Here is a 22,548-nt window from a genome sequence, read left to right as displayed (position 1 = left end):
CATGGATAAGAAAACACTCGTCGCTTCCGTTATCGGTATCGCTGCACTGGCGGCCTTTCCGCTGGTGTTCCACAACCCGTATTACATTCACCTTGCAGAAACCATTCTGATCTACGCCATTTTGCTTTTTGGCCTTGATATCGTTGTCGGCTATACCGGGCAAGTATCGCTCGGCCATGCGGGCCTGTTCGGCATTGGTTCCTACACCACAGGCGTGCTGTATCTGAAATTCGGTCTGCCTATTCTGGTTGCTGCACCTGCCAGTATTGCCGTGACCGCGTTGTTCGGCGCGATACTTGCGTTACCGGCACTACGCGTCACAGGGCCTTATCTTGCGATGGTCACGCTGGCTTTCGGTACCATCATCCAGATCCTGATCAACGAAATGACATTCCTGACAGAAGGACCACTCGGTTTGAAAGTTGCCAAACCAATTTTCTTTGGCCACAAAGTCACCGAAGTCGAATTTTTCTACCTGGTTGCCGTGTTGATGGTGGTGTCATTGATTGTGGTGCACCGGATCATGAAGTCGCACCTTGGGCGTGCCTTCCAGGCACTGCGTGACAGCCCGATTGCTTCCGATTGCATGGGCGTCTCCGTGTATCGCTACAAGGTGTATGCATTCGTGATCAGCGCTGCGCTGGCTGGTCTTGCCGGTAGTTTGTACGCCTATTCGGAAGAGTATATTTCACCGAATACTTATAACTTCGAGTTGACTATTCTGTTCCTGCTGGCGGTCATCATGGGCGGTCGCAAAACCCGTACGGGCCCGATCTTGGGTGCGTTGATCGTTGTGATGCTGCCTAGCTTGCTGGCCGACATCGAACTCTTCCGCAAGATTGCTACCGTAGCGGCTGTGGTGGGCGTGCTGGGTGCTGGATTCATGCTTGCCAAGGGACGCAATACGATTCGTGACGTTGCGGTTCCTGTGATTGCGACCGTCGGAATGGCGATTTTCTCGTACCGCCTTGAAAACATTACCGATTGGCGCTTGACCGTGTTCGGCTTGATGACCTTGTTCGTTGTGTACTACCTGCAAGACGGCATTATCGGTTTCTTGCGTGGCTTGTTCGTCAAGGGTTCGGTCCGCGACGGTTCCAATGCAGGCATGAAGGGCGATGAATCTAAAGCGTGGGCAGTGGCACCTAGTACGGCAGGTATCGGTTCGACACTGCTTGCCGCGAAAAGCGTGCTGATGCAGTTTGGTGGACTGAAAGCGCTGAACCAGGTGGACCTGACTATCGCCAAAGGCACCGTACACGGCTTGATCGGACCGAATGGTTCTGGCAAGAGCACCATGATGAACGTGCTGACTGGTATCTACAAGCCGACAGCTGGTACAGTCGAATTCAATGGCAAGGTGATTTCCGGCCAGACGCCATCCTCGATTGCATTGGGTGGCGTGGCACGGACGTTCCAGAATGTGCAGTTATTCGGTGAAATGACCGCAATCGAGAACGTACTGGTGGGATTGCACAACACGTTCACCAGTAACATACTCGACGTCATGCTGAACACTTCGCGCTATCAACGTGAAGAAGGCAGGGCGCGTGAACGGGCAGCCGGCATTTTGCAGTTTGCCGGATTGTCAGCGCTGGCCGATGAAGAAGCGCGCAATTTGCCTTATGGCAAACAGCGTGTCCTTGAAATCGGTCGAGCGCTTGGGCTGAATCCGCAGTTGTTGCTACTTGATGAACCAGCTGCAGGCCTGACTGCGCCTGATATCAAGGAACTGGTCGCGATCATTCGCAAGATCAAACAGTACGGCATCACGATTATCTTGATCGAACATCACATGGACGTCGTGATGTCGATTTCAGATACCGTGACGGTGCTCGACTTCGGTCAAAAGATTGCTGAAGGAAAGCCCGCTGCAGTACAGGCAGATCCGAAAGTGATTGAAGCTTATTTGGGTGGTAGCGTCGCTGAAGAATCTGCTGCCGCGCCTACGCCAACTCTTGCGGGAAACTGACATGCTAACTATCTCTAACCTACATGCAGCCTACGGCAAAGTGGAAGTCCTGCACGGGATTTCACTTGATGTACCGAAAGGCAAAGTGGTCACGCTGATCGGCTCAAACGGTGCCGGTAAAACGACGACGATGCGCGCCATCTCCGGCATGATCAAACCGAAGGCGGGTACGGTAACTCTGGCTGGCAAGGATGTCACTGGTCTTGAATCGCACAGCATCGCCCGCGCCGGTCTGGCGCATTCGCCGGAAGGGCGCCGGGTTTTTTCGACCATGAGTGTGACCGATAATTTGTTGCTGGGTGCGTTCCCTCGCTACACCGGGTCCCGCCCTCGTGGTGACGTCAAGCATGATCTTGAAAAAGCGCTGGAGCTGTTCCCGCGCCTGAAAGAGCGCCAGCACCAGTTGGCCGGTACGCTTTCTGGTGGCGAGCAGCAGATGCTGGCCATGGCACGTGCCGTGATGCTGAACCCGGAAGTGATCCTGCTGGATGAGCCGTCGATGGGGCTTGCGCCTATTCTGGTCGAGGAAGTGTTTCGGATCATCCTGCGCCTGAAACAGGAAGGCGTCACGATGCTGCTTGTGGAGCAGTTCGCAGCAGCGGCACTGAACGTGGCCGACTATGGTTACGTCATGGAAAACGGACGCATTTCAGTGCATGGTCCTGCAGACAAGCTGAAAAACGATCCTGCCGTTCAGGCAGCGTATCTGGGCGGCGGTCAACAGCACTAAAATCAGAATGCGGGGTAATCCCGCACGGTTCTGTCGAGGCCCGCGTCATACGTGTTGGAAACAATACGGTGATGCGGGCTTTTTTTCGTTTATTCGGCAGGGTTAACCGCATTTTTACGCCAGTAATCAGGCTTCAGATACGCGTGTCGCAAGAAGTCGATGAACGCCCTGATGCGTAACGGCAAGTGGCGACGCTGCGCAAAGACCGCATAAATATCATTACCTGGAGCGGCGAATTCATCGAGCACAGTGACGAGTTTTCCAGCCTCGATTTCACTGCCAACTTCCCACATTGAACGCCATGCCAGTCCCTTTCCGCTCAGTGCCCAGTCGTGCAAGACTTCACCGTCATTGCAGACCATGTTACCCGCTACCTTGAGCATGACGTTTTTGCCGTTTTGCCGGAAAGTCCAGCCGCGCTGGCTTCCATCGCTGCTCAATGCCAGGCAGTTATGACTGTTCAGTTGATCCAGCGCTTGTGGTGTTCCGTGTCGCTGCAGATAGGCTGGTGCGGCGACGACGACACGCTTGTTTTCGGCTAGTTTGACACCCACCATATTCGAATCGGTCAGCGCGGCAATGCGGATTGCCACATCGATTCCTTCTCCCAGCAGATCCACCATTCTGTCATTGAGGCTTAGGGTCAGACGCACCTCGCGATGTTCTGTCAGAAAGGACGGAAGCAATGGTGCGACATGCTGCCTTCCGAATCCTGCTGGTGCAGAAATCATCAGATGTCCGCTTGCACGTGCACTGCCAGCTGCCACTGCCAGCTCGGCTTGTTCGAGTTCAACCAGGATGCGCTGGCAGTCTTCCAGAAAACTGGCGCCTTCGGGTGTTAATGCGATCTTTCGTGTAGTGCGTTGCAGTAGCTTGATGCCGAGGCGTTCCTCCAGTGCATCAAGGCGTCTTCCGATCATCGCCGGTGCAATCCCTTCCGCCCGAGCTGCCGCAGACAGGCTACCCCTAGCAATAATGTCAACGAAGGTAGAAATTTGCTTGAATTGATCCATGGTGCTGGGCTAGGTGAATGTAATCGTTGGCGGAAACACGTGAGCCGAATGTTAATTGGTTTATCGGACGTATCTGTTCACCTGCACAAAAAAAAGCGGCACGCCGACTAATCGACGTACCGCTTCAGACTGCTTCAATCAGGCCATCAGGATTTCTCGTTGCGTTGTTCCGAAACATATTCGGCATGCAAACGGACAGGCTTTGCTGCATTACGCCGCATCCGGATATTGAGCGTCTCGACCAGTAACGAAAATGCCATTGCGCTGTAGACATAACCGCGCGGTACATGATGTCCGAATCCTTCGGCGATCAGCACGACAGCGATGACCACCAGGAACGCCAGCGCCAGCATCTTGATGGTCGGATGCGCTGACACAAAGCGTCCGATCGGACCAGCAAAAAACATCATCAAACCGACCGATGCAATGACCGCAGCCACCATCACCGCAATCTCGTCAACCATGCCGACCGCAGTGATGATCGAATCGAGCGAAAAGACAATATCGACAACGATGATTTGCAAGATGACCGCCTGTAGTGTTGCTTTCACTGCGGAAGAGGCTTCGCCTTCCGCTCCTTCCAGCGCCTGATGGATTTCTCCAACGCTTTTCCAGAGCAGGAACAAGCCGCCTCCCAGCAGGATCAGATCCCTGCCGGAAATCGCCTGCCCGAATGCGGTAAAGACCGGCGCGGTCAGTCCGATTACCCACGAGAGGATCATCAGCAAGCCAATACGCATGAACATGGCGAGGAATAATCCTAGCCGTCGCGCGAACTCTCGCTGGGCCAGTGGCAGCTTGTCGACCAGGATGGCGATGAAAATGATGTTGTCGATACCCAGCACCAGTTCCAACGCAGTGAGTGTGGCAAAGGCAGCCCACACTTGCGGGTCAGAAAGCAGTTCAAGCATTAAAAATTCCTTATTAAATCAATGATCCGAAACGGCCGGCATTAGTCGTCACGGTTCACAAAACCGAGAATCTGCAGCAAGCTGGTAAAGAGGTTAAAAATCGACACGAACAGGCTGAGTGTCGCCATGACATAGTTGGTTTCGCCACCGCGGACGATGTTATTGGTTTCGTACAGGATCATCCCTGACATCAGAAACACGAACGCCGCCGAGACCGTGAGTGACAATGCCGGAATCTGCAGGAATACGCCAGCAAGGGACGCCAGAAACGCCACCAGAATACCGATGGTCAGGAATCCGCCCATCATCGTCAGGTCACGCTTGGTCACCAGCGCATAGGCCGACAGGGCGACAAAGATGGATGCGGTTCCACCGAAGGCGAGCATCACCGTTTCGGCGCCATTCGGCATGCTTAGATAGCGGCTGATGATCGGTCCCAGCGTGTATCCCATGAAGCCAGTCAGTGCAAACAACAAGACCACGCCAAGTCCCTGGTCGCGGAATTTATTGACCGCAAACAGCAGTCCAAAATAGCCCGCCAGTGTAATCAGGATGCCGGGGCCCGGTATGCCGAGTGCTGCCGTGGTGCCGGCCGTGACAGCGCTGAACGTCAGACAGGCGGCCAGCAGCAAATAGGTGTTGCGGAGCACACGACGCGCATTACTATCGATCACCGTACTGACCGATGTGGAATTCGCGGACGAGTTGCCAAATAAAGAGTTGCGATCGTTCATTTTATTTCCCTTCCAATTTTAAATTCGCTCGCCAGTAAATAATTTACCGACGTCTTGAGCGTAGCCTATAACAGCAACGTAAAAAGAGAAGATAATGGAATCCTTACTTCGTTAAAGCAGAACAATGAAAAATACCGGCCTGAATTTTCGTCATCTCTATTATTTCTGGGTAGTGGCCAAGGAAGACAGCATCACGCGTGCAGCAGAGCGGCTCGGCGTGGCTATCCAGACCATCAGTACCCAATTGGGTTTGCTGGAAAAGTCGATCGGAAAATCCCTGTTCGCGCCACAAGGCCGACGTCTGGTACTGACGGAAGCCGGGCGCATTGCGATGCGGTATGCCGAACAGATCTTTGCGCTGGGCGAGCAAATGGAAGAAGCGCTGGCGGACCTGGATGTCGGTCGCACCATGCGGTTGACGGTCGGGATTTCGGATTCGCTCCCCAAATTGATCGCTTCGCGCTTGCTGGCGGCAGCGCTTGCCCTGCCGGAGCGGGTCAAGCTGGTGTGCTACGAAGACCGGTTCGAAGCCTTGCTCGGCGAACTCAAGGTGCACAAGCTGGATGTGGTATTGACAGACCGCCCGGTGCATTCCGGCACTGTCTTGCGGGTGTTCAGCCACCTGCTCGGTGAAAGTGAATTGATGCTGTTTGGCATGCCCGCGCTGGCAGTAAAATACCAGTCGGGTTTTCCGGGCAGCCTGCAGGGCGCGCCGTTACTGCTCCCGACCCGGAACAACGCGATCCGTGGTCGCATTGACCACTGGCTCGAAGCACACGATGTGCGTGCCGATGTGGTCGGCGAGTTTGACGACAATGCGCTGCTCAATACATTCGGGCGCAACGGACTTGGCTTGTTTGCCGCGCCGTCGGCACTGGCCGAAGACGTTGCCGCGCAATTCGGCGCTGTTCCGGTGGGGCCATTGCACGGCGTCAAAGAGCAGTTCTATGCGATTTCAAACGAGCGCAAGATCAAGCACCCGGCCGTCGAAGCGATCCTGTCCGCGATTCACGGCAAGGACCTCACCAGCGATCACAAGGAACGTACGTAGGCGCGTATCCCGGCCAGCAGCATTTCGACGGCCATCGCTGTAAGAATCAAGCCCATCAACCGTTCGAAGGCCAGCATGGCGCGCTGGCCAAGCAGTTGCTGCAGTCGTTCTGCGCCCAGCAACACCACTAGCCAGACCACGGCGACGGCCGATAGCGCCGCCACATGCAGCAAGATCTCCGAGGTGTTATCCGAAGAAAACAGCAGGACCGTCGCCAGCGCAGAAGGTCCTGCCAGGGCTGGAATGGCCAGCGGAACAATAAATGGCTCGTGATCGGATTCGGTGTCACCCAACAGCCCGCCTGGCTGCGGGAAAACCATCCGCAATGCAATCAGGAACAGGATCACGCCACCGCCAATGCGCAGTGCGATTTCTGAAAGCTGCAAGGCGGCCAGGAAATGTCGGCCAAAAAACATGAAGAGCAATAGCAGCAGAAATGCAATCAGGCATTCGCGTACCACCACGCGCCAGCGTCGCTCGCGCGGCACCATGCGCAATGCACTGACAAACAGCGGGACATTGCCAAACGGGTCAGTGACCAACAGCAAAAGAATGAACGCCTGAAAAAAAGTATTGGTCATGGTCAGCTACATCGAAAAGTCATTAAAAAATCATTGGGGCAAGGTACTGTCGCCCGCCAGCGTCAGGCGGCTTCTGCAGGTCGGATACTCGGAGCACCGCCAGAATGACTTGAAGTCACCGCTGCACATGACCATTTTGCTGGCGCAAGCGGGGCAGGTCGGTGTGCGATAGTCGCCACGGGTGGCCAGCGACAGCAGTGCCTCGCGCGGCGCCGGTGGCATTGCCTGAATCTGCGCGAGCATGGCCATTCCATCGATGAGGACCAAGTGGGCGTCCCGGCCGGCGGCGAGTGCCTGGGGGCTAAAACTGCTGGCGCTCAGAAAAAAGGCCTTGTCCAGTTGGTAGCCGGTTTGCGTCCTGACCAACATGCGTATGCGTTCAACCTCGACGGTTGCCGCGCCTGCCTGGGTTTTCGCAATGGCATGCATTTGTCCGACGCCCGGTTGCCCTATCTGCAGACTGACCTGACTATCCGGGCCCTGCGCCAATGCCTTGGCTTCCAGACCGAGCGTTTCCAGAAAATTCGCGCACACTTGATCGAATCGATGCCATTCCAGCTCCTGCAGCAAACCCAGACTCCAGACCGAGGGGCGTGCCAGCGCAATGTCGGGACTGATCGCATTGAGTCCGTCGAAGTCCAGCGGTCTTGAAAGGGCAGGCGTGGAAGCGGTCACGGCATTCTGTTTGTCGACTGACTTGCTCATGGTTCTGTCGATACGTTCCCGTGTGTCATTGTTGCCCTCGGTCCACGCCCGATTCATGCCGGTTTGTTTCCACTGGCCTTGCATGGTGGATTCCATCGGTTGCCGGGGCGATACGCGCTTGCGCAGTCTGGCGGAGCGGCGCCGCGGCCATTTGCGGCGCAGGCGTGCGACCAGTAGCGCGGCCCAGATCATCAGGGTAACCAGCCACAACACCAGTAACGCGGGTGCGATTTCCGCAATATCGTCTGGCTCAAGGGCAGGAAAGACTTTGTCCAGAATGATGCCGAGCAGGCCATTTCCCATTCCTAGCAGGATCATCAGGACAGTGACGATAAAAAACAGCGTGTTACCGCTTCGACGCTGAAACATGGAGGGCCTTGTTGAGGAATGGTTAATCATTATCCAATAGCTGGAGACGTTTTGAGTGAAATCAGCGTGGCAGATTTCCAATTGGCAACGCATTCGAGATTTTTGGCCAGTGTCGCCGTCATTGTTGATTTGTTCGTCAGCACACGCCTGGCTTGACGAAAGCCTGACAGCACGCCGAGGCAGTTACGCTATTCTGACGTCGGCATCCATTTCCCTCAATCCCGTGTTGAATATCCCATAACAGCATCGGTTGACGGAACCGGCAGCAGCGATCGCGCTCGCAGGGCTGCAAAGATGCTTTCCCGGATGGTCTCCTGGTTAAACGTTCAACTGTTGGCGACATCGATTGTTGTCAGCGCGAGATTGCCCGATACTTTGCCACCTGGATTGACACCGGCATGATGGATGCAGCCCGCACGACTTCCGGACCATGAGGACACCTTGAACTTTCACACAGACCAGTACCGCCCCGATTCCCCGCGCCCGGCCCGGCGTGTCTTGCTGGCCGTCTGCATGGCTGGCGTAATGCTCCCGGCCACACTGTTGGCAGCCCCCGTACTGCGCTGCCAGATCGATCAGGGTGGTATCACCCGCATGCTCGACGTGACGCCAACCGACGACCCGTATCGCGTCAAGGCCATCGACATCAATGGCCGGTTCCGCTTCAAGGCCGTGATGATAGGTGACGCCCGCCAGGTCGATTACATCAAGTTGTACACCTACGATCAGGCCATGCGCCAACCCGCGCTGCTGCACATGGCCACGTATATGACGCCGGCCGTGTCGGTATCGCCGGCGACCCTGACCGGACGTAATTTTATCTACGCGCCCGACCTGGAACGGGAACTGCAATACCAATGCATGCTGCTGGAGGTGACGCCATGAAGCCGTCTGTTCTGTTGGCGCTGCTGGCCGGACTGGTCTTGTCCGCGTCGGTATCGGCCGCTGCGCCCGTGGTGTCGATAGCCTTCGTCGGCGACATCATGCTCGATGACACGCCGGGCAAGGTCATCAAAAGTGGTCGCGACCCGTTCGCACCGTTCGCAACAATTCTGCAGTCCGCCGATATCCGCATCGGCAATCTGGAATGCGTCGTCGCCACCAAAGGCAAGGCGCAGCCCGACAAGCCCTACACCTTTCGCGCCCATCCACGCACGCTACCGGTGCTCAAGCGTCACTTCGATGCGGTGGCACTGGCCAACAACCATTCAGGCGATTTCGGACCGGTGGCGTTTGCGGAAATGCTGGATCTGCTGGAGCGCCAGGGCATTGGGTATTTTGGTGGCGGTCGTGATCTGGCGCGGGCACACACACCGCTGATCATCGAACGCAATGGCTTGCGGATTGCGCTGCTCGGCTATAACGAATTTTTCCCGCGCAGTTTCGAGGCCGACACCGATAAACCCGGTATCGCCTGGAGCGAAGACGAGCATGTCCGTCGCGATATCGGTCTGGCACGCAGCGAGTATCACGCTGACCTGGTGATTCCGGTGATGCACTGGGGCTGGGAGCATGAACCCGCCGCCAGCCAGCGCCAGCGTGCGTTGGCCCGGTTGATGATCGATGCCGGTGCCGATGCCATCGTGGGCGGGCATCCGCATGTGATTCAGAATGTCGAGCAGTATCAGGGCAAGCCGATTATTTACAGTTTGGGGAATTTCGTGTTCGATGGTTTCAGCGACCCGGCCAACAAGACGGGCTGGTTGCTGCGCATGGAGCTCGATCGACAGGGGGTGCGTGGCTGGCGCACCGTATCGGCGAAGATGGACCGGGAAGGTACACCGCGTCCGGCGCCGCAGTTGGGCGGCATGTGCTGGGAACGAGGGCAGGCCGAAGCGACGGCCTGTACTCTGAAGTAACGCGAAGGTCTACTGCAGTATCAGAACTTGCCGATGAAATCGCGCTTGCCGATCTCAACACCGTTATGGCGCAGGATTGCGTACGCGGTGGTGGCGTGAAAGAAGAACTGCGGCAACGCGTAATGCAGCAAATACGGCTGGCCCTTGAAGTTCTTGCTGTTCGGCCCGGCGCTAGTGGAGATGTCGCGCTCTTCGCTGCCATTGATCTGTTCTGGTGTCAGCGTATCGATGAAGGCCACGGTCTTTGCGATGCGGGCCTTCAGGTCCGCGAAGGTTTGCTCGGTATCGTCATATTTCGGCACGTCGACGCCAGCCAGCCGCGCACAGCTGCCTTTGGCGAAATCCGCAGCAATCAGAATTTGCCGGGTCAGGGCAAACATGTCCGGAAACAGTCGCGCTTGCAGCAGCGCGTTCGGATCGATTTTTTTCTCGGTGGTGTGGTTCTCGGCCTTGTCGAGAAGCGCGCTCAGGCTGCCGAGCATTTGTTTGAAGACGGGCACCGACGCGGCGTACATGGAAATAGTCATTGGAGGCTCCTGGAAAAGTGTTCGGATCATAGCGCAATGCGCCAAGGTGCGTTCCGCAGACCGCAGGCAGGTGCGGTAGGATGCAGCACAGAAAATTCATTGTTCCAGGAGATGCCATGCCGAGTAACCAGCCCCCGAAAAAATCCCGCCGTCACTTCCTCCTCGGCGCGCTCGGCGTGACCGGTGCGCTGACGGTGGGATGGGGCTTGCTGCCGCCGCGCCAGCGCCTGATCGGCAGCGACCCGATGCCCACCATCGAAGGAGAAATCGCCCTCAATGGCTGGGTCAAGATTGCCCGTGACGGTACCGTGACAGTGGCAATGCCGCGCAGCGAAATGGGGCAGGGCGTGCATACAGCGCTACCGATGCTGGTGGCCGAAGAACTCGATGTGCCCCTGTCGATGGTGCGTATCGTGCAGGCGCCGATCGACAAGATTTTCGGGAATATTGCCATGCTGGTGGACGGCCTGCCGTTCCATCCGGATGACCACGGCGTCGTCAAACGGTCTGCGCAATGGGCCACCGCCAGGGTGGCACGTGAACTCGGGCTGATGGTCACCGGTGGCTCGTCGAGCATCAAGGATGCCTGGGGGCCGATGCGTGAAGCGGGCGCCACTGCACGGGCGATGCTGATCGGTGCCGCCGCGCAGCAGTGGAATGTGCCTGCGTCCGAATGCATGACCGATGCCGGCGTGGTCAGCCATGCCAATGGCAAGCACGCGACGTATGGGGAACTGGCCGCAGCGGCCGTCAACAGCAAGCCGGCCGCGATCCGGCTCAAGCAACCTCCCGAGTTCAAGCTGATCGGCACGCCGCAGCCACGACGCGATTCGGCGACCAAGGTCGACGGCAGCGCCGTATTCGGCATGGATGTACGGCCGGCCGGTCTGGTGTATGCGGCGGTGCGGATGTCGCCGGTCATTGGTGGCAGCGTCGACCAGTTTGTCGAGAATGCCATCCGGGCGATGCCCGGCGTATTGCAGGTGGTCGATTTTTCAAAACAGGCCGGTGGCGTGGCTGGCGTGGCAGTCATCGCGAAGACCTACTGGCAGGCCAACCGGGCAATCGCGGCATTGCCGCTGACCTGGCATGCCGGACCGAATGCCACACTGAGCACCGCCGATGTCTTCAAGGACTTGAACGCAAAGCTCGATAGCGAAGCTGGTTTTACGTATTTCAGCAGTGGCGACCCGGCGCTGGCGCAGCAGGCTGCCAAGACCATCAAGGCCGAATATCGCGCACCGTTCCTGGCACATGCCGCGCTGGAGCCCATCAACTGCACCGCTCAGGTCCGCGATGGCAAAGTCACGTTGTGGGCATCGACGCAGGTGCCCAGTGTTGCGGTTGGTGCTGCCGCCAGCGTCGCCAAAGTCAGCAAAGACAAAGTCAGTTTGCATGTCACGTATCTCGGTGGCGGTTTCGGTCGGCGTCTGGAAGTCGACATGGTCACGCAGGCGGTGGCGATTGCCATGGCAGCCAATGGCGCGCCGGTACAAGTGATCTGGAGTCGTGAAGAAGACATCACCCACGACGTGTATCGACCGGCGGCACTGGCGCGTTTCACGGCCGCACTGGATGCCGCTGGCACCGTGATTGGCTATGACAACAAGTCCGCCTCCGGCTCGATCACGCATCAGGTCCTGCAGCGCACCTTCGGCCTGCCCGGCGGCGGGCCCGACAAGACCACCGCCGAGGGCGAGTTCGATATGCCCTACGAATTCGCGAACCAGCATATTGCGCATGTGATTGCGCCGACACCGGTGCCGCTGGGCTACTGGCGCTCGGTCGGTCATTCGCACAACGCGTTTTTTACGGAAAGTTTTATCGATGAACTGGCGCTGGCAGCCGGCAAGGACCCGATCACGTTCCGGCGCGAGCTACTGAAAAACCATCCGCGTCATCTCGCCGTACTCAATGCCGCCGTTGACAAAGCCGGCAGTCCCGGTGCCGGTCGTGCCCACGGTGTCGCGCTGCATCAGTCGTTCGGCAGCATCGTTGCCGAAGTGGCGGAGGTCTCGGTCAAGGCCGGTTCGATACACGTACACCGGGTAGTGTGCGCGGTCGACTGCGGTATCGCCGTCAATCCGAACATCATTGCGCAGCAGATGGAATCGGCGGTGGTGTTCGGCCTGAGCGCGGCGCTGTACGGTGAAATCACGCTGCAGGGAGGCAAGGTGGAACAGGATAATTTCAGCAACTATCCGGTCTTGCGGATGCATGAGGCACCGCTGGTGGACACCATTATCATCAAGAGCGCCGAGGCACCGGAAGGCATCGGCGAACCCGGCGTGCCGCCGATTGCGCCAGCGGTGGCCAATGCCGTGTTCACCCTGACGGGACGCCGCTTGCGCAGTCTGCCGTTACGCTTGATCTGAGGCCGTCGCAGCGCGGCTGCTGATCAGTCCGCGCCCTCTTCAAGGCGGCGTGCCAGGTGGAAGTGCTGGAGCTGGCGATGTTCGGGATTGGTCATGACCGCCAGCTCCGCGATCGAGCGGGCCGACTGCGCCTGTACCAGCCGATCCGCGAGTTGCAAGCCGGGCTGGACGCTGCCAAAAAACGCCACTTGCGCGCCGCGCTGTATCAGCAGTGTCGGGAAATTCTCCACATCGAAATCGCCCAGCAGGTCGGCCTGGTCTTCGATATCGATCCACAGAAAATGCTTGTCGCGATGACGCTCTGCCAGCGCCTCGAATTGTGCCCGATAGTCGCGGCACACATCGCACCACGCTGCACACAGGCAGGCGACCAGCAAGTCGTCGGTTGCCAGCCAGCCTTTCAGTTCGGATTGGTTGTCGGCGTTCAGGTTGAGAATGGACATGGAGCACTTCGGATCGGGTGAAGGCGTCATCGTAATGCATGTCGGAGACGCACGGGATTTTTGACGGCAGCATCCTGTGACCGATTGCTGTCGCCAACCGCGACCCACGCGGTAAAATGTGGCCATGCCTATTCCATCTGCACTGCCATCGACGCTTTCAGCGACACCTTCAGCGACACCCTCGTCCACACTGCTCGCCATCGACACCTCGTCGGAAATCGCCTCCGTCGCGCTGTTGCACGACGATCAATTACACAGTCTGCAATCTGCCGGGACGCAAACCCATTCCCAGACCTTGCTGCCCATGATCCAGCAACTGCTGCAGGATGCCGGCCTGACATTGGCGGATTGTGCCGCGATTGCCTTTGGCGCCGGACCGGGATCATTTACGGGTGTGCGTACCGCTTGCGGCGCCGCGCAGGGATTGGCGTACGGCGCCGACCGGCCTGCGGTCGCGGTCAGTACGCTGGAGGCGCTGGCGCTGGCCTGCCACGAAGCGACGGGTGCTGCGTCCGTTCTGGCGGTGCTGGATGCGCGGATGGGCGAAGTGTATTGGGCCCAATACCAGTTCCTGCCGACGCGCCAGACAGTGATTGCACCAAGGTTGTCGGCACCTGCCGGGGTTGTGCCGGAGGGTCTGGTGAGCGCGTGCGGCAATGGCTTGGCAGCCTATGCGGCGCAGTTTGCCGGGCAAGATTTCATGGCCAATGCCCGCGCTGACCTGATGCCCCACGCAGCGCAAGTCGCCACACTCGCGCGGGTAATTCTGGCTGCTGGCGGCGCGGTTGCAGCAGCCGATGCTCAGCCGATTTACCTGCGCAACAACGTGGCACTGACCACCGCCGAACGATTGCAAAAACGTCAGCAGGTCGCAGCGTGACTGCGGCAGTACAGACCTCCCTGGGGCGTATCGACACCGCTGCCCTATCCATCGAACGCATGACCGACACCGATGTCACCGATATCGTGGCAATCGAAAATGTGGTCTATCCGCATCCCTGGTCCCGTGGCAATTTCATTGACTCGATCAAGAGCGGTTATCAGGGTGGCGTGCTGCGTGAAAGCAGTGGTGTGTTACTGGGTTATTTTCTGGTGATGCTGTCGGTGGACGAAGCGCATTTGCTCAATATTTCGGTACGTAGTGATGCGCATGGGCGCGGCGTCGGGCGCTTCCTGCTGGATCAGGTGACGCTGCTGGCACGCGAGCAGCAGATGACATCGGTGTTGCTGGAAGTACGGCCATCGAATCAGCGGGCAATGGCGGTGTATCTGCGTTACGGTTTTGTGCATATCGGTCAGCGCAAGAATTATTATCCGGCGGCCGACGGCCGACGCGAGGATGCCATCGTGATGCGGTTTGTTCTATGAGGTCATTACCATGAATGCTCCCGCTGCGAACAGCGAGCGACGCGCCATATTCCTGCAAGAGCTCGGTATCGGGCCGGTGTGGGTGCGTCGCGATGGCGCCGTTACGGCCGAGGCGCCGCCTGCGGTTGAACACGTTGCAGCTGCGATTGTGGAGGAGATCGTTTTGGTCGCTGCCGCACCGGTCGCGCGAGATCTGCCTGCCAGCGCGCAGGTCAAGGCCGCATCGGCCTGGGATGATGTTCCCACGCCAGCGTTCCTTGCTGATCCTGTGCCCGCTTCTGTGCCAACTTCTGTGTCCGCTTCTTTGCCAATAATTGCCACGGCTGTAGTCACGCACATTGCCGACGACGGTATCGCCGACATGACATGGCCGGAACTGAAAACAGCGGTTGCCAGTTGTACCCGCTGCCACCTGTGCCAGACGCGTACCAACGCCGTCTTTGGTGTCGGTGATGAAAAAGCGCGCTGGCTGTTCGTGGGTGAAGGTCCGGGTCGCAACGAGGACAAACAGGGCGAACCGTTTGTCGGCCCCGCCGGCAAGTTGCTCGACAACATGCTGCTGGCGATGGCGCTCAAGCGTGGAGAAAACACCTTCATCGCCAACGTGGTGAAGTGCCGGCCGATTGATAGCGATGGCAAGGACCGCGCGCCAACTGCGGAAGAAAGTGCGGCCTGCAAGCCGTATCTGGAACGCCAGATCGCTTTATTGAAACCCGTCACCATCGTTGCGCTCGGCAAGGTGGCAGCGCTGACCTTGCTGGGTGGTGACCCGAAGACATCGGTTGCCGCCCTGCGCGAACAGCTCCATCACTACGGCAATGTGCCTGTGGTGGCGACCTACCATCCGGCCTATTTATTGCGCAAGCCAGTCGACAAAGCCAAATCATGGCGTGATCTGTGCATGGCCGCCGATGCCTACGCCAACTTTGGCGATCTTGCCGTCTGACCGTTTTCAGCAGCGCTTCCATGCGCGCTGGTCGATGCTGCGCGACCCGCACGTGCGGGCTCTGGCATGGCTCCTCGATGCGCCCGATCTGCTTGATCCGGCCGCGCCGCAATGGCAGAACAAGATCGCGACACTGGTCCCGTCGTCGGACCTGCAGACGTGGTTGTGCCAGCTCGATCAGTCGCCTGAGCCGCTGCATGCATTCCTCGCATTGCGGCCCTACGAGCGGCTCGGTCGCTATGCCGAAAAATTGCTGGCGTTCTATTTTGGCTGTCAGGAAAATTTGCTCGCCCATGGCGTTCAGGTGCGTGCCGGAAACGAGACCATCGGCGAATTCGATTACCTGCTGCGCGATGGCGATGCGCTGGTGCATTGGGAATTTGCCACCAAACTGTATTTGCTGGAGGGCAGCGCGGATGGTGATTATTTTGTCGGGCCGAACCGGGCCGATACGCTGCTGACCAAGATGCGCAAGATACTGGATCGCCAGCTGTCACTCGGCCAGCATCCGGCTGCGCAGGTGCACTTGGCGGGGCCGATCGATCGTGCCCAGGCGCTGGTCAAGGGTTGGCTGTTCTATCACGGTGAGGATCAACCCGGACCCGCGCTCGGATTGACTGCGGATCACTGCCGGGGATTCTGGTGTTCGATGGCGGACGCGGTGCAACTGGATGCGAGCGGGTTCGTGCTGTTGCCGCGTTTGTCCTGGCTGGCGCCGCTGCAAGTGGACGCCGATCAGACTCTGGATAAAGAGGCCATGCTGCAAGGGCTGCAACAGCATTTTGTGGAGAATCCGATGCCGGTACTGGTATCGCTGCTGCAGCCGGCAAGCAGTGCCGTGCAGGAGGAATCACGTGCCGGGTCGATGCAGGAAACTGCGCGCGGTTTTATTGTCCCGGATGACTGGCGCGAGCGCACCGGACAACGTGCGCAGCGCTCGTTTATATCCAGCTAAAGTCACTAGCGAACAACGCCACTCAGTGCTTGTGTTCGCCGATCAGTGACAGCGAATCAAATTCTTGCTGATTGCGTTTGTGTTTGCGCATCACGACCAGCATCATGCTGGAAACGAACAGCCCAAACATGACGATGACGATGTTGACATTCACGTTCAGTTTGATCATCAAGGCGTACAGCACCAGCATGCCCAGGACCGACAGGTTTTCGTTGAAATTTTGTACCGCAATCGAGTGACCCGCACTCATCAACACATGCCCGCGATGCTGTAACAGCGCATTCATCGGCACCACAAAATAGCCCGACAAAGCGCCGATCAGAATCAGCAACGGATAGGCGATCCACACCGTATGGACCATCGTCATCGAGACCACCACGAGGCCCATCGCGACTCCGAGCGGCATCACTGACAGCGATTTTTTGAGTGGCACGAAGCGGGCGGCAGCGATGGCGCCGATGGCAACGCCGATGGCGACCACGCCTTGCAGAATGGCCGCTTTGTCGAGCGGGATGTGCAGTGATTTCTCGGCCCACTTGAGGACGATGAATTGCAGGGTCGCACCAGCACCCCAGAACAAGGTGGTCACGCCCAGGGAAATCTGGCCCAGCTTGTCTTTCCAGAGCGTCGTGTAGCATCGCGCAAAGTCCGTCACCAGCCGCAATGGGTTGCGCTCCTGATGCGCATAGCGCGCACCGGTGTCAGGGATTTTCAGGTTGAACAGCGCGCCAAGAAAGTACGACAGTGAAATGACCGACAGGGCCGCTTCGATCGGTGTGTCGACGCCGGTATCGACCATGGGCATGTCGAATTGCAGCAAGGCAGCGGCGATGCTCGGATTCACCAGCGAGCCACCCAATACGGTGCCAAGAATGATCGAGGCGATCGTCAGTCCTTCGATCCAGCCATTGGCTGCCACCAGTTTTTCGGCCGGCAGCAACTCGGTCAGGATGCCGTACTTGGCCGGTGAATAGGCGGCAGCACCCAGGCCCACCACCGCATACGACAACAGCGGATGCACTTTGAAAAACATTAGGCTGCAACCAACGATCTTGACCAGATTGGTGATGAACATCACCCGACCCTTGGGCAACGCATCGGCGAACGCGCCGACAAAGGCGGCCAGCAAAATGTAGGACAGCGCAAAAAATAACTTGAGTAACGGTGTCATCCACTGCGGTGAATGCATTTCGGTCAGAAGTGCGATCGCGGCAATCAGTAACGCGTTGTCGGCTAGCGAAGAAAAAAACTGGGCTGCCATGATTGTGTAAAAACCGCGATTCATTCGCATTCTATAGGGGCTGTCGAGGTGAGACCGGCTTGCTTTATACCATGAAAATATCCGCGATCTCTGAATTTGCGACAGTGTTCGGCACGTCCGCTCCGGTAAAATGCAAGGGGACTATCAAACCCGTGTTGGACCTCTCTTTTTTTGTGAATTTATGCCAAGACCTCTTGTTGCAATCATTGACATTGCTGCCTTGCAGCACAACCTCCACGTCGCCCGCCAGCAAGCTCCGGCAGCCCATTTGTGGGCAGTGGTCAAAGCCAATGCGTACGGTCATGGTCTGGAGCGCGGTATGCGCGGATTTGCTGCTGCGGATGGATTGGCCCTGGTCGAACCGGACGCCGCGGTGCGTTTGCGCGAGCTCGGCTGGACCAAGCCAATCCTACTGTTGGAAGGCTGTTTCGATGCGATCGATTTCAAACTGGCGGCGTTGCATGGTGTCGAGGTCGCCATCCATAGTTCGCAGCAGATCGGATGGCTGGAGCAAACCCGGTTTGAGGCGCCGATCAATGTGCATCTTAAAATGAACAGCGGCATGAACCGGCTTGGTTTCATGCCGGTGGATTTTGCAGCCGCTTACCAGCGGCTGCGCTCACATCGTTCCGTGGGATCGATTTCCCTGATGACGCATTTCGCCAATGCGGATCAGAGTGATCCGCCTGCATTGCCAATGGCAGAACAACTGCGCCGTTTCCATATCGGCAGTTTGGGAATCGATGCACCCGTGAGCCTGGCCAATTCTGCCGCGCTGTTGCAGCACCATGACCTGGTATCCAACCAGGTTCGGCCCGGCATCATGCTGTACGGCGCGACCCCAAGTGCGAAGCCCGCCGCCCGATTGGGATTGCGCTCGGCAATGACGCTGCAAAGCGAGTTGATCGGCATCCAGCACATCCTCCCCGGTGAAGCGGTGGGTTACGGCAGTCGTTTCGTCGCAGATGCACCGATGACGATAGGCGTGGTTGCCTGCGGTTACGCCGATGGCTATCCGCGCCACGCACCCACGGGCACGCCGGTGCTGGTCGATGGCGTACGGACCAGATTGATAGGCAATGTGTCGATGGACATGCTGACGGTGGACTTGACGCCGATTGCGACGGCACATCATGGAAGTTGCGTGACCTTGTGGGGTGATGCATTGCCGATCGATGAAGTGGCGCAAGCGGCCGGAACCATCGGCTATGAATTGATGTGTGCGATTGCGCCGCGCGTGCGCATGACTGAGCGCTAAGTTTCGTTGAAAGACGTTTGATTGCGCTGGATTTTCACTTTTTTACGGACCCAATGGCAAAAGCAAAAACGAATTTCACCTGCAGCGAATGCGGTGGCATCAGTAACAAATGGACCGGGCAATGTCCGTCCTGCGGCCAATGGAATACCCTGATCGAGACGCTGGTCGATATTGCCGGTGTCAATCGCCTGTCACAGCAACAGCCGCATGTCAGCCTGGCCCAGACTGCGCCAGTGCTGTCGCTGGCAGATATCGAAGCGGTGGAGGTACCACGTTTTGGCACTGGCATCGAAGAATTCGATCGCGTGCTGGGCGGCGGTCTGGTACCTGGCGGCGTGGTTCTGATTGGTGGTGATCCCGGCATCGGAAAATCCACCTTGCTGTTGCAGGCACTGGCCAATCTGTCGCGCAGCAAAAAAGTGCTGTACGTCAGTGGCGAAGAGTCCGGCGCCCAGATCGCGCTGCGTGCCAAGCGCCTCGCCGTGGATGCCAAAGACTTGCAGCTGCAGGCTGAAATCCAGCTTGAAAAAATCCTGTACACACTGGCCGAGCATAAACCCGATGTGGCAGTGATCGACTCGATCCAGACGGTGTACTCCGATGCATTGAGTTCGGCACCGGGTTCAGTGGCGCAAGTGCGTGAATGCGCGGCACAACTTACGCGTACCGCCAAGCAGACCGGCGTGACCATCATCATGGTGGGGCATGTGACGAAGGAGGGCGCTCTGGCCGGCCCACGCGTGCTGGAACATATTGTCGATACGGTGCTGTATTTCGAGGGGGATACCCATTCGAGTTTCCGGTTGGTGCGTGCAGTCAAGAATCGCTTTGGCGCGGTCAACGAACTGGGTGTCTTTGCGATGACCGAAAAGGGGTTGAAGGGCGTTTCGAATCCGTCTGCACTATTTTTGTCGCAACATGACAATCAGGTGCCGGGTTCCTGCGTGATGGTGACGCAGGAGGGGACTCGACCGCTACTGGTCGAAATCCAGGCGCTGGTCGATACGTCACACGCACCAAACGCGCGCCGGTTGTCGGTTGGCCTGGATCAGAATCGGCTGGCGATGCTGCTGGCCGTGCTGCATCGTCATGCAGGTGTGGCAGCGTTCGATCAGGACGTTTTTATTAACGCTGTCGGCGGGGTCAAAATCACCGAACCGGCCGCCGACCTTGCCGTGATGCTGGCGATTCAATCCTCGCTGCGCAACAAGCCGTTGCCGCGCGGGCTGGTGGTGTTTGGCGAGGTGGGCCTGGCTGGAGAAATACGACCTGCGCCGCGTGGGCAAGAACGTTTGCGCGAGGCCGCCAAACTGGGTTTTTCGATTGCCATGATTCCAAAAGCCAACGCGCCAAAAGGCAAGGTCGAAGGTCTGACCATCATCGCCGTGGAACGGATCGATGAGGCACTGGAAAAAATTCGGGATGCGTCGTTGTAAAGAGTCTCTACGGCGATTTAGCTCTCCGCGGTGACTGTTTCCCTCAATGTTGCGCCACGGTCGACTGCTTTTTTTCTTCTGTTGGTTGGGTGCAGGAGATGGTCAGCCTGCGTACATTACCAGCCGTGACCTGCCAGCCACTGCGCTCCCGCGTCAGGCTCCCGGTGCCGTGGGTGATGCGTAAGTCACCACAGAGGCGGGCCGGAATGCGCCATGTCATCTCTGCCAGGGACGATGTATGTCGCGCATCCAATTCGAGCCTGCCGGTCTGTTCTGTCAGCTGCCATTGAACGCCTTCCCGACGTGTCATGAAACGCGCTACCTCGGTCATGGTGCGCCATTTGAACTGGTGACGCTCATTGAGGATTCTTGCTGTGTATAACAGCGAATTCATCGACTCTCTGTAATAGGGTACGCCAATCGGATGACAATAAATCTGCCGTATGGTCTTGTTGTCCGCCACGAAATTGGTGAGCGCAACAAGCCATTCGGACATCGGTCCGGCAGGTTGCTTGGCGAACATGGCTTCTTCAAACGAGGCAATGCGACCGAACGGCGTGATGGGGATAGACCAAGTGAGCTTGTCTACGAGCACACCATCACGAAACTTGCGGGTGGGACCCATGCCGAGATTGGATGTCGTGTAGTACGTTTCCATACCATGCTTGCCTATCCAGTTGGTCACCCAGTCAGGCTGATTGCCGATCGGCGCCGAATATTCCGTGATTGCTTTGCCTGTCACTGCCTGCATCGTGTCGTTATTCAGGACCAGAAATTTTTCATAGTCGGTACGATTGGATTCATTGATGTTCGTGCCGAAATAGTTATGAATCCAGCCTCCGTGATTTCCTATTGCGTGGCCACGTGCCTGCAAATAGCGTATCCACTTCTGCGTAATTTTGTTGTGTGCAGCATCCATGCCAAAGCCGTCGCCGATCTGGTTGACGTCCGGGCCGGCGGTGAAGTGTATCGAGTATGGGCCCTGCTCGAAAATGCCCATTTTTTGCAAGGTGTCCAGGCTTTTAATCGCGGAGCCGTTATCGACATGGATATTCAGGATCAAGCCGCCGATACCATCTGGTGCAGACAAGAGTCGAGGCAAGCCGACGAACTCGTCCGAAAAATACCGCAAAAAAGAATGCAGCAACAAACCGTCGGTGCTGTTCTTAAGTAGACCCAGTGGTAAATTGACAAACAGGGCATTGCCTTTGCCATAGGTATGTTTTGCCGCCACGACTTGTGACTCGGGTGTCAGCAATATGACCTTGGTGCCTTCTGCCACCGTTCCTGTCTGAAATAGCGGGTACTGCAATTCCTTGTAGCGGTAGGTCGTCATCCAGCGATCAAATTTCGTCGTCCCGAGGGTAACCGGCTGTTGTATCTCTGTGCGTCCTGGAGGGATACCGATCTGCATGACGGAGTCTGCCGTGCCGATCACCGGACGCGTCCGTACGACTTCCTTGCCAAATTTTTCGTACATGGCGTAGTCGACACCGATTACATCAGACAAGCGGGCACTGGATTCAGAATAGGCGCCATTGAGATCGTAGGTCAAGGCGTCGAATACGAGCATCAATTTTCCGCCGTTCTTGACGTAAGACCTGAGTGTGTCCGTTAGGTAGTTTGAGGCACGCTGGTGGATTGTGTCGGGCACAACGATGCCAGCGTAACGGTTCTGCTCGGAGTGGCGAGCCCGTAAAAACTGACTGGCGCTGACCACCTCCAGCTGCACGCCTTCTTCCAATGCAGCCTGCGTCCATATACGTGCCACGTCGTCACTGGTTCCGTCGGCTACCAGCAGTGCCAGAGTGCGCTTTTGATCCAGGGATGAAAATACTGCATAGCCAAACAGGCAGCCGACCACTAATCCCACAGCGATTAGCGCCTGGGCTTTTTTGGTGAGTCTCAAACGTCACATCCTTGCTTCAATCTAACATTGGGTATGTCTGGAAAATGCAGATCAGCCAGCGATTGCAGTGTTATACAAGACATAGGCATGACCGGTTCTCGGAAGGGTCAGCTTGTATTTACATTGATGCAATGTCAGTAAATGA

The 22,548-nt window shown here is 57.5% G+C and carries 21 protein-coding genes; 12 read left to right on the top strand and 9 right to left on the bottom strand.

From position 1 onward, the window contains the following. Window position 1: 1 nt before the first annotated feature. Together ABD720_RS14275 and ABD720_RS14270 are read left to right on the top strand one after the other, a co-directional pair. Window positions 2-1,972 (top strand): branched-chain amino acid ABC transporter ATP-binding protein/permease, encoded by a 1,971-nt coding sequence (locus ABD720_RS14275; RefSeq protein WP_344764057.1) that lies wholly within the window; start codon window positions 2-4, stop codon window positions 1,970-1,972. A 1-nt stretch (window position 1,973) separates the two neighbouring features. Next, complete coding sequence (locus ABD720_RS14270) at window positions 1,974-2,702, top strand: ABC transporter ATP-binding protein (protein WP_344764055.1); 729 nt, start codon at window positions 1,974-1,976, stop codon at window positions 2,700-2,702. Between the two features lie 89 nt (window positions 2,703-2,791). Here ABD720_RS14270 and ABD720_RS14265 read toward each other — a convergent pair whose 3' ends face one another. From ABD720_RS14265 to ABD720_RS14255, 3 genes are all read right to left on the bottom strand, one after another. Then, window positions 2,792-3,715 carry a LysR family transcriptional regulator gene (locus tag ABD720_RS14265; protein ID WP_344764053.1) on the bottom strand — a complete coding sequence of 308 codons (924 nt, stop codon included), beginning with the start codon at window positions 3,713-3,715 and terminating at the stop codon, window positions 2,792-2,794. Window positions 3,716-3,861: 146 nt separating this feature from the next. Continuing rightward, the gene (locus ABD720_RS14260) at window positions 3,862-4,626 is read right to left on the bottom strand and encodes a TerC family protein (protein WP_344764051.1); all 765 of its coding nucleotides are present in this window, start codon (window positions 4,624-4,626) and stop codon (window positions 3,862-3,864) included. 41 nt (window positions 4,627-4,667) lie between these two features. Beyond that, window positions 4,668-5,360 (bottom strand): Bax inhibitor-1/YccA family protein, encoded by a 693-nt coding sequence (locus tag ABD720_RS14255; protein ID WP_344764049.1) that lies wholly within the window; start codon window positions 5,358-5,360, stop codon window positions 4,668-4,670. Window positions 5,361-5,484: 124 nt separating this feature from the next. Between ABD720_RS14255 and nhaR the strand changes: the two genes are divergently transcribed. Then, window positions 5,485-6,411: a transcriptional activator NhaR gene (nhaR, locus tag ABD720_RS14250; protein WP_344764047.1), complete on the top strand. Its 927-nt coding sequence runs from the start codon at window positions 5,485-5,487 to the stop codon at window positions 6,409-6,411. Here the strand turns inward: nhaR and ABD720_RS14245 are convergent. Then, window positions 6,393-6,992, bottom strand: a complete 600-nt coding sequence (locus ABD720_RS14245) for a MarC family protein (protein WP_344764045.1) — start codon at window positions 6,990-6,992, stop codon at window positions 6,393-6,395. The genes nhaR and ABD720_RS14245 overlap by 19 nt on opposite strands. Window positions 6,993-7,022: 30 nt before the next feature. Then, window positions 7,023-8,066 carry a restriction endonuclease gene (locus ABD720_RS14240; RefSeq protein ID WP_344764043.1) on the bottom strand — a complete coding sequence of 348 codons (1,044 nt, stop codon included), beginning with the start codon at window positions 8,064-8,066 and terminating at the stop codon, window positions 7,023-7,025. Between the two features lie 441 nt (window positions 8,067-8,507). Between ABD720_RS14240 and ABD720_RS14235 the strand changes: the two genes are divergently transcribed. Both ABD720_RS14235 and ABD720_RS14230 read left to right on the top strand, forming a co-directional pair. After that, window positions 8,508-8,951, top strand: a complete 444-nt coding sequence (locus ABD720_RS14235; protein WP_344764041.1) for a hypothetical protein — start codon at window positions 8,508-8,510, stop codon at window positions 8,949-8,951. Further along, window positions 8,948-9,925 (top strand): CapA family protein, encoded by a 978-nt coding sequence (locus ABD720_RS14230; protein WP_344764039.1) that lies wholly within the window; start codon window positions 8,948-8,950, stop codon window positions 9,923-9,925. Before ABD720_RS14235 ends, ABD720_RS14230 begins: the two co-directional genes overlap by 4 nt. Window positions 9,926-9,945: 20 nt before the next feature. Here ABD720_RS14230 and ABD720_RS14225 read toward each other — a convergent pair whose 3' ends face one another. Next, window positions 9,946-10,452, bottom strand: a complete 507-nt coding sequence (locus ABD720_RS14225; protein ID WP_344764036.1) for a DUF1993 domain-containing protein — start codon at window positions 10,450-10,452, stop codon at window positions 9,946-9,948. Between the two features lie 116 nt (window positions 10,453-10,568). Between ABD720_RS14225 and ABD720_RS14220 the strand changes: the two genes are divergently transcribed. Further along, window positions 10,569-12,827, top strand: a complete 2,259-nt coding sequence (locus ABD720_RS14220) for a xanthine dehydrogenase family protein molybdopterin-binding subunit (protein WP_344764032.1) — start codon at window positions 10,569-10,571, stop codon at window positions 12,825-12,827. Between the two features lie 23 nt (window positions 12,828-12,850). On the opposite strand, the gene ABD720_RS14215 is transcribed toward ABD720_RS14220, so the two are convergent. Continuing rightward, the gene (locus ABD720_RS14215; protein WP_344764029.1) at window positions 12,851-13,270 is read right to left on the bottom strand and encodes a thioredoxin family protein; all 420 of its coding nucleotides are present in this window, start codon (window positions 13,268-13,270) and stop codon (window positions 12,851-12,853) included. A gap of 124 nt (window positions 13,271-13,394) precedes the next feature. Here ABD720_RS14215 and tsaB point away from each other — a divergent pair, with 124 nt between their 5' ends. Genes tsaB through ABD720_RS14195 form a run of 4 tightly spaced genes read left to right on the top strand, consistent with a single transcriptional unit; the run spans window position 13,395 to window position 16,539 of the window. Further along, the gene (gene tsaB / locus ABD720_RS14210; protein ID WP_344764027.1) at window positions 13,395-14,150 is read left to right on the top strand and encodes a tRNA (adenosine(37)-N6)-threonylcarbamoyltransferase complex dimerization subunit type 1 TsaB; all 756 of its coding nucleotides are present in this window, start codon (window positions 13,395-13,397) and stop codon (window positions 14,148-14,150) included. Window positions 14,151-14,209: 59 nt separating this feature from the next. Then, window positions 14,210-14,638, top strand: a complete 429-nt coding sequence (gene rimI, locus ABD720_RS14205; protein ID WP_425547982.1) for a ribosomal protein S18-alanine N-acetyltransferase — start codon at window positions 14,210-14,212, stop codon at window positions 14,636-14,638. Between the two features lie 10 nt (window positions 14,639-14,648). Then, on the top strand, window positions 14,649-15,584 hold the full coding sequence (locus ABD720_RS14200; protein ID WP_344764023.1) for a uracil-DNA glycosylase: 936 nt from the start codon (window positions 14,649-14,651) through the stop codon (window positions 15,582-15,584). Continuing rightward, a complete protein-coding gene (locus ABD720_RS14195) occupies window positions 15,550-16,539 on the top strand; it encodes a DUF1853 family protein (RefSeq protein WP_344764021.1) in 990 nt (329 codons plus the stop codon). Before ABD720_RS14200 ends, ABD720_RS14195 begins: the two co-directional genes overlap by 35 nt. A 22-nt stretch (window positions 16,540-16,561) precedes the next feature. Here the strand turns inward: ABD720_RS14195 and lplT are convergent, their stop codons facing one another. Continuing rightward, complete coding sequence (gene lplT / locus ABD720_RS14190; protein ID WP_344764019.1) at window positions 16,562-17,824, bottom strand: lysophospholipid transporter LplT; 1,263 nt, start codon at window positions 17,822-17,824, stop codon at window positions 16,562-16,564. A gap of 157 nt (window positions 17,825-17,981) precedes the next feature. On the opposite strand from lplT, the gene alr reads away from it, so the two are divergent. Then, complete coding sequence (gene alr, locus ABD720_RS14185; RefSeq protein ID WP_344764017.1) at window positions 17,982-19,058, top strand: alanine racemase; 1,077 nt, start codon at window positions 17,982-17,984, stop codon at window positions 19,056-19,058. Between the two features lie 53 nt (window positions 19,059-19,111). Next, window positions 19,112-20,494: a DNA repair protein RadA gene (gene radA / locus ABD720_RS14180; protein ID WP_344764015.1), complete on the top strand. Its 1,383-nt coding sequence runs from the start codon at window positions 19,112-19,114 to the stop codon at window positions 20,492-20,494. Between the two features lie 43 nt (window positions 20,495-20,537). Here radA and ABD720_RS14175 read toward each other — a convergent pair whose 3' ends face one another. Further along, window positions 20,538-22,403: a polysaccharide deacetylase family protein gene (locus ABD720_RS14175; protein WP_344764014.1), complete on the bottom strand. Its 1,866-nt coding sequence runs from the start codon at window positions 22,401-22,403 to the stop codon at window positions 20,538-20,540. Between the last annotated feature and the right edge of the window lie 145 nt (window positions 22,404-22,548).

This window comes from Actimicrobium antarcticum (assembly GCF_039536745.1).
GTDB classification, from domain to species: Bacteria; Pseudomonadota; Gammaproteobacteria; order Burkholderiales; family Burkholderiaceae_D; genus Actimicrobium; species Actimicrobium antarcticum.
This window is presented reverse-complemented; position numbering and strand designations above follow the sequence as displayed.

Excerpts from the sequence above, each read along its gene's own strand:
- ABD720_RS14195 (WP_344764021.1), top strand. The coding sequence starts at position 15,550 with ATGCCTACGCCAACTTTGGCGATCTTGCCGTCTGACCGTTTTCAGCAG.
- rimI (WP_425547982.1), top strand. The coding sequence starts at position 14,210 with ATGACCGACACCGATGTCACCGATATCGTGGCAATCGAAAATGTGGTC.
- ABD720_RS14200 (WP_344764023.1), top strand. The coding sequence starts at position 14,649 with ATGAATGCTCCCGCTGCGAACAGCGAGCGACGCGCCATATTCCTGCAA.
- lplT (WP_344764019.1), bottom strand. The coding sequence starts at position 17,824 with ATGAATCGCGGTTTTTACACAATCATGGCAGCCCAGTTTTTTTCTTCG.
- ABD720_RS14215 (WP_344764029.1), bottom strand. The coding sequence starts at position 13,270 with ATGTCCATTCTCAACCTGAACGCCGACAACCAATCCGAACTGAAAGGC.
- ABD720_RS14245 (WP_344764045.1), bottom strand. The coding sequence starts at position 6,992 with ATGACCAATACTTTTTTTCAGGCGTTCATTCTTTTGCTGTTGGTCACT.
- ABD720_RS14240 (WP_344764043.1), bottom strand. The coding sequence starts at position 8,066 with ATGTTTCAGCGTCGAAGCGGTAACACGCTGTTTTTTATCGTCACTGTC.
- nhaR (WP_344764047.1), top strand. The coding sequence starts at position 5,485 with ATGAAAAATACCGGCCTGAATTTTCGTCATCTCTATTATTTCTGGGTA.
- ABD720_RS14225 (WP_344764036.1), bottom strand. The coding sequence starts at position 10,452 with ATGACTATTTCCATGTACGCCGCGTCGGTGCCCGTCTTCAAACAAATG.
- ABD720_RS14260 (WP_344764051.1), bottom strand. The coding sequence starts at position 4,626 with ATGCTTGAACTGCTTTCTGACCCGCAAGTGTGGGCTGCCTTTGCCACA.
- ABD720_RS14270 (WP_344764055.1), top strand. The coding sequence starts at position 1,974 with ATGCTAACTATCTCTAACCTACATGCAGCCTACGGCAAAGTGGAAGTC.
- ABD720_RS14265 (WP_344764053.1), bottom strand. The coding sequence starts at position 3,715 with ATGGATCAATTCAAGCAAATTTCTACCTTCGTTGACATTATTGCTAGG.
- radA (WP_344764015.1), top strand. The coding sequence starts at position 19,112 with ATGGCAAAAGCAAAAACGAATTTCACCTGCAGCGAATGCGGTGGCATC.
- ABD720_RS14220 (WP_344764032.1), top strand. The coding sequence starts at position 10,569 with ATGCCGAGTAACCAGCCCCCGAAAAAATCCCGCCGTCACTTCCTCCTC.
- ABD720_RS14230 (WP_344764039.1), top strand. The coding sequence starts at position 8,948 with ATGAAGCCGTCTGTTCTGTTGGCGCTGCTGGCCGGACTGGTCTTGTCC.
- ABD720_RS14275 (WP_344764057.1), top strand. The coding sequence starts at position 2 with ATGGATAAGAAAACACTCGTCGCTTCCGTTATCGGTATCGCTGCACTG.
- tsaB (WP_344764027.1), top strand. The coding sequence starts at position 13,395 with ATGCCTATTCCATCTGCACTGCCATCGACGCTTTCAGCGACACCTTCA.
- ABD720_RS14255 (WP_344764049.1), bottom strand. The coding sequence starts at position 5,360 with ATGAACGATCGCAACTCTTTATTTGGCAACTCGTCCGCGAATTCCACA.
- alr (WP_344764017.1), top strand. The coding sequence starts at position 17,982 with ATGCCAAGACCTCTTGTTGCAATCATTGACATTGCTGCCTTGCAGCAC.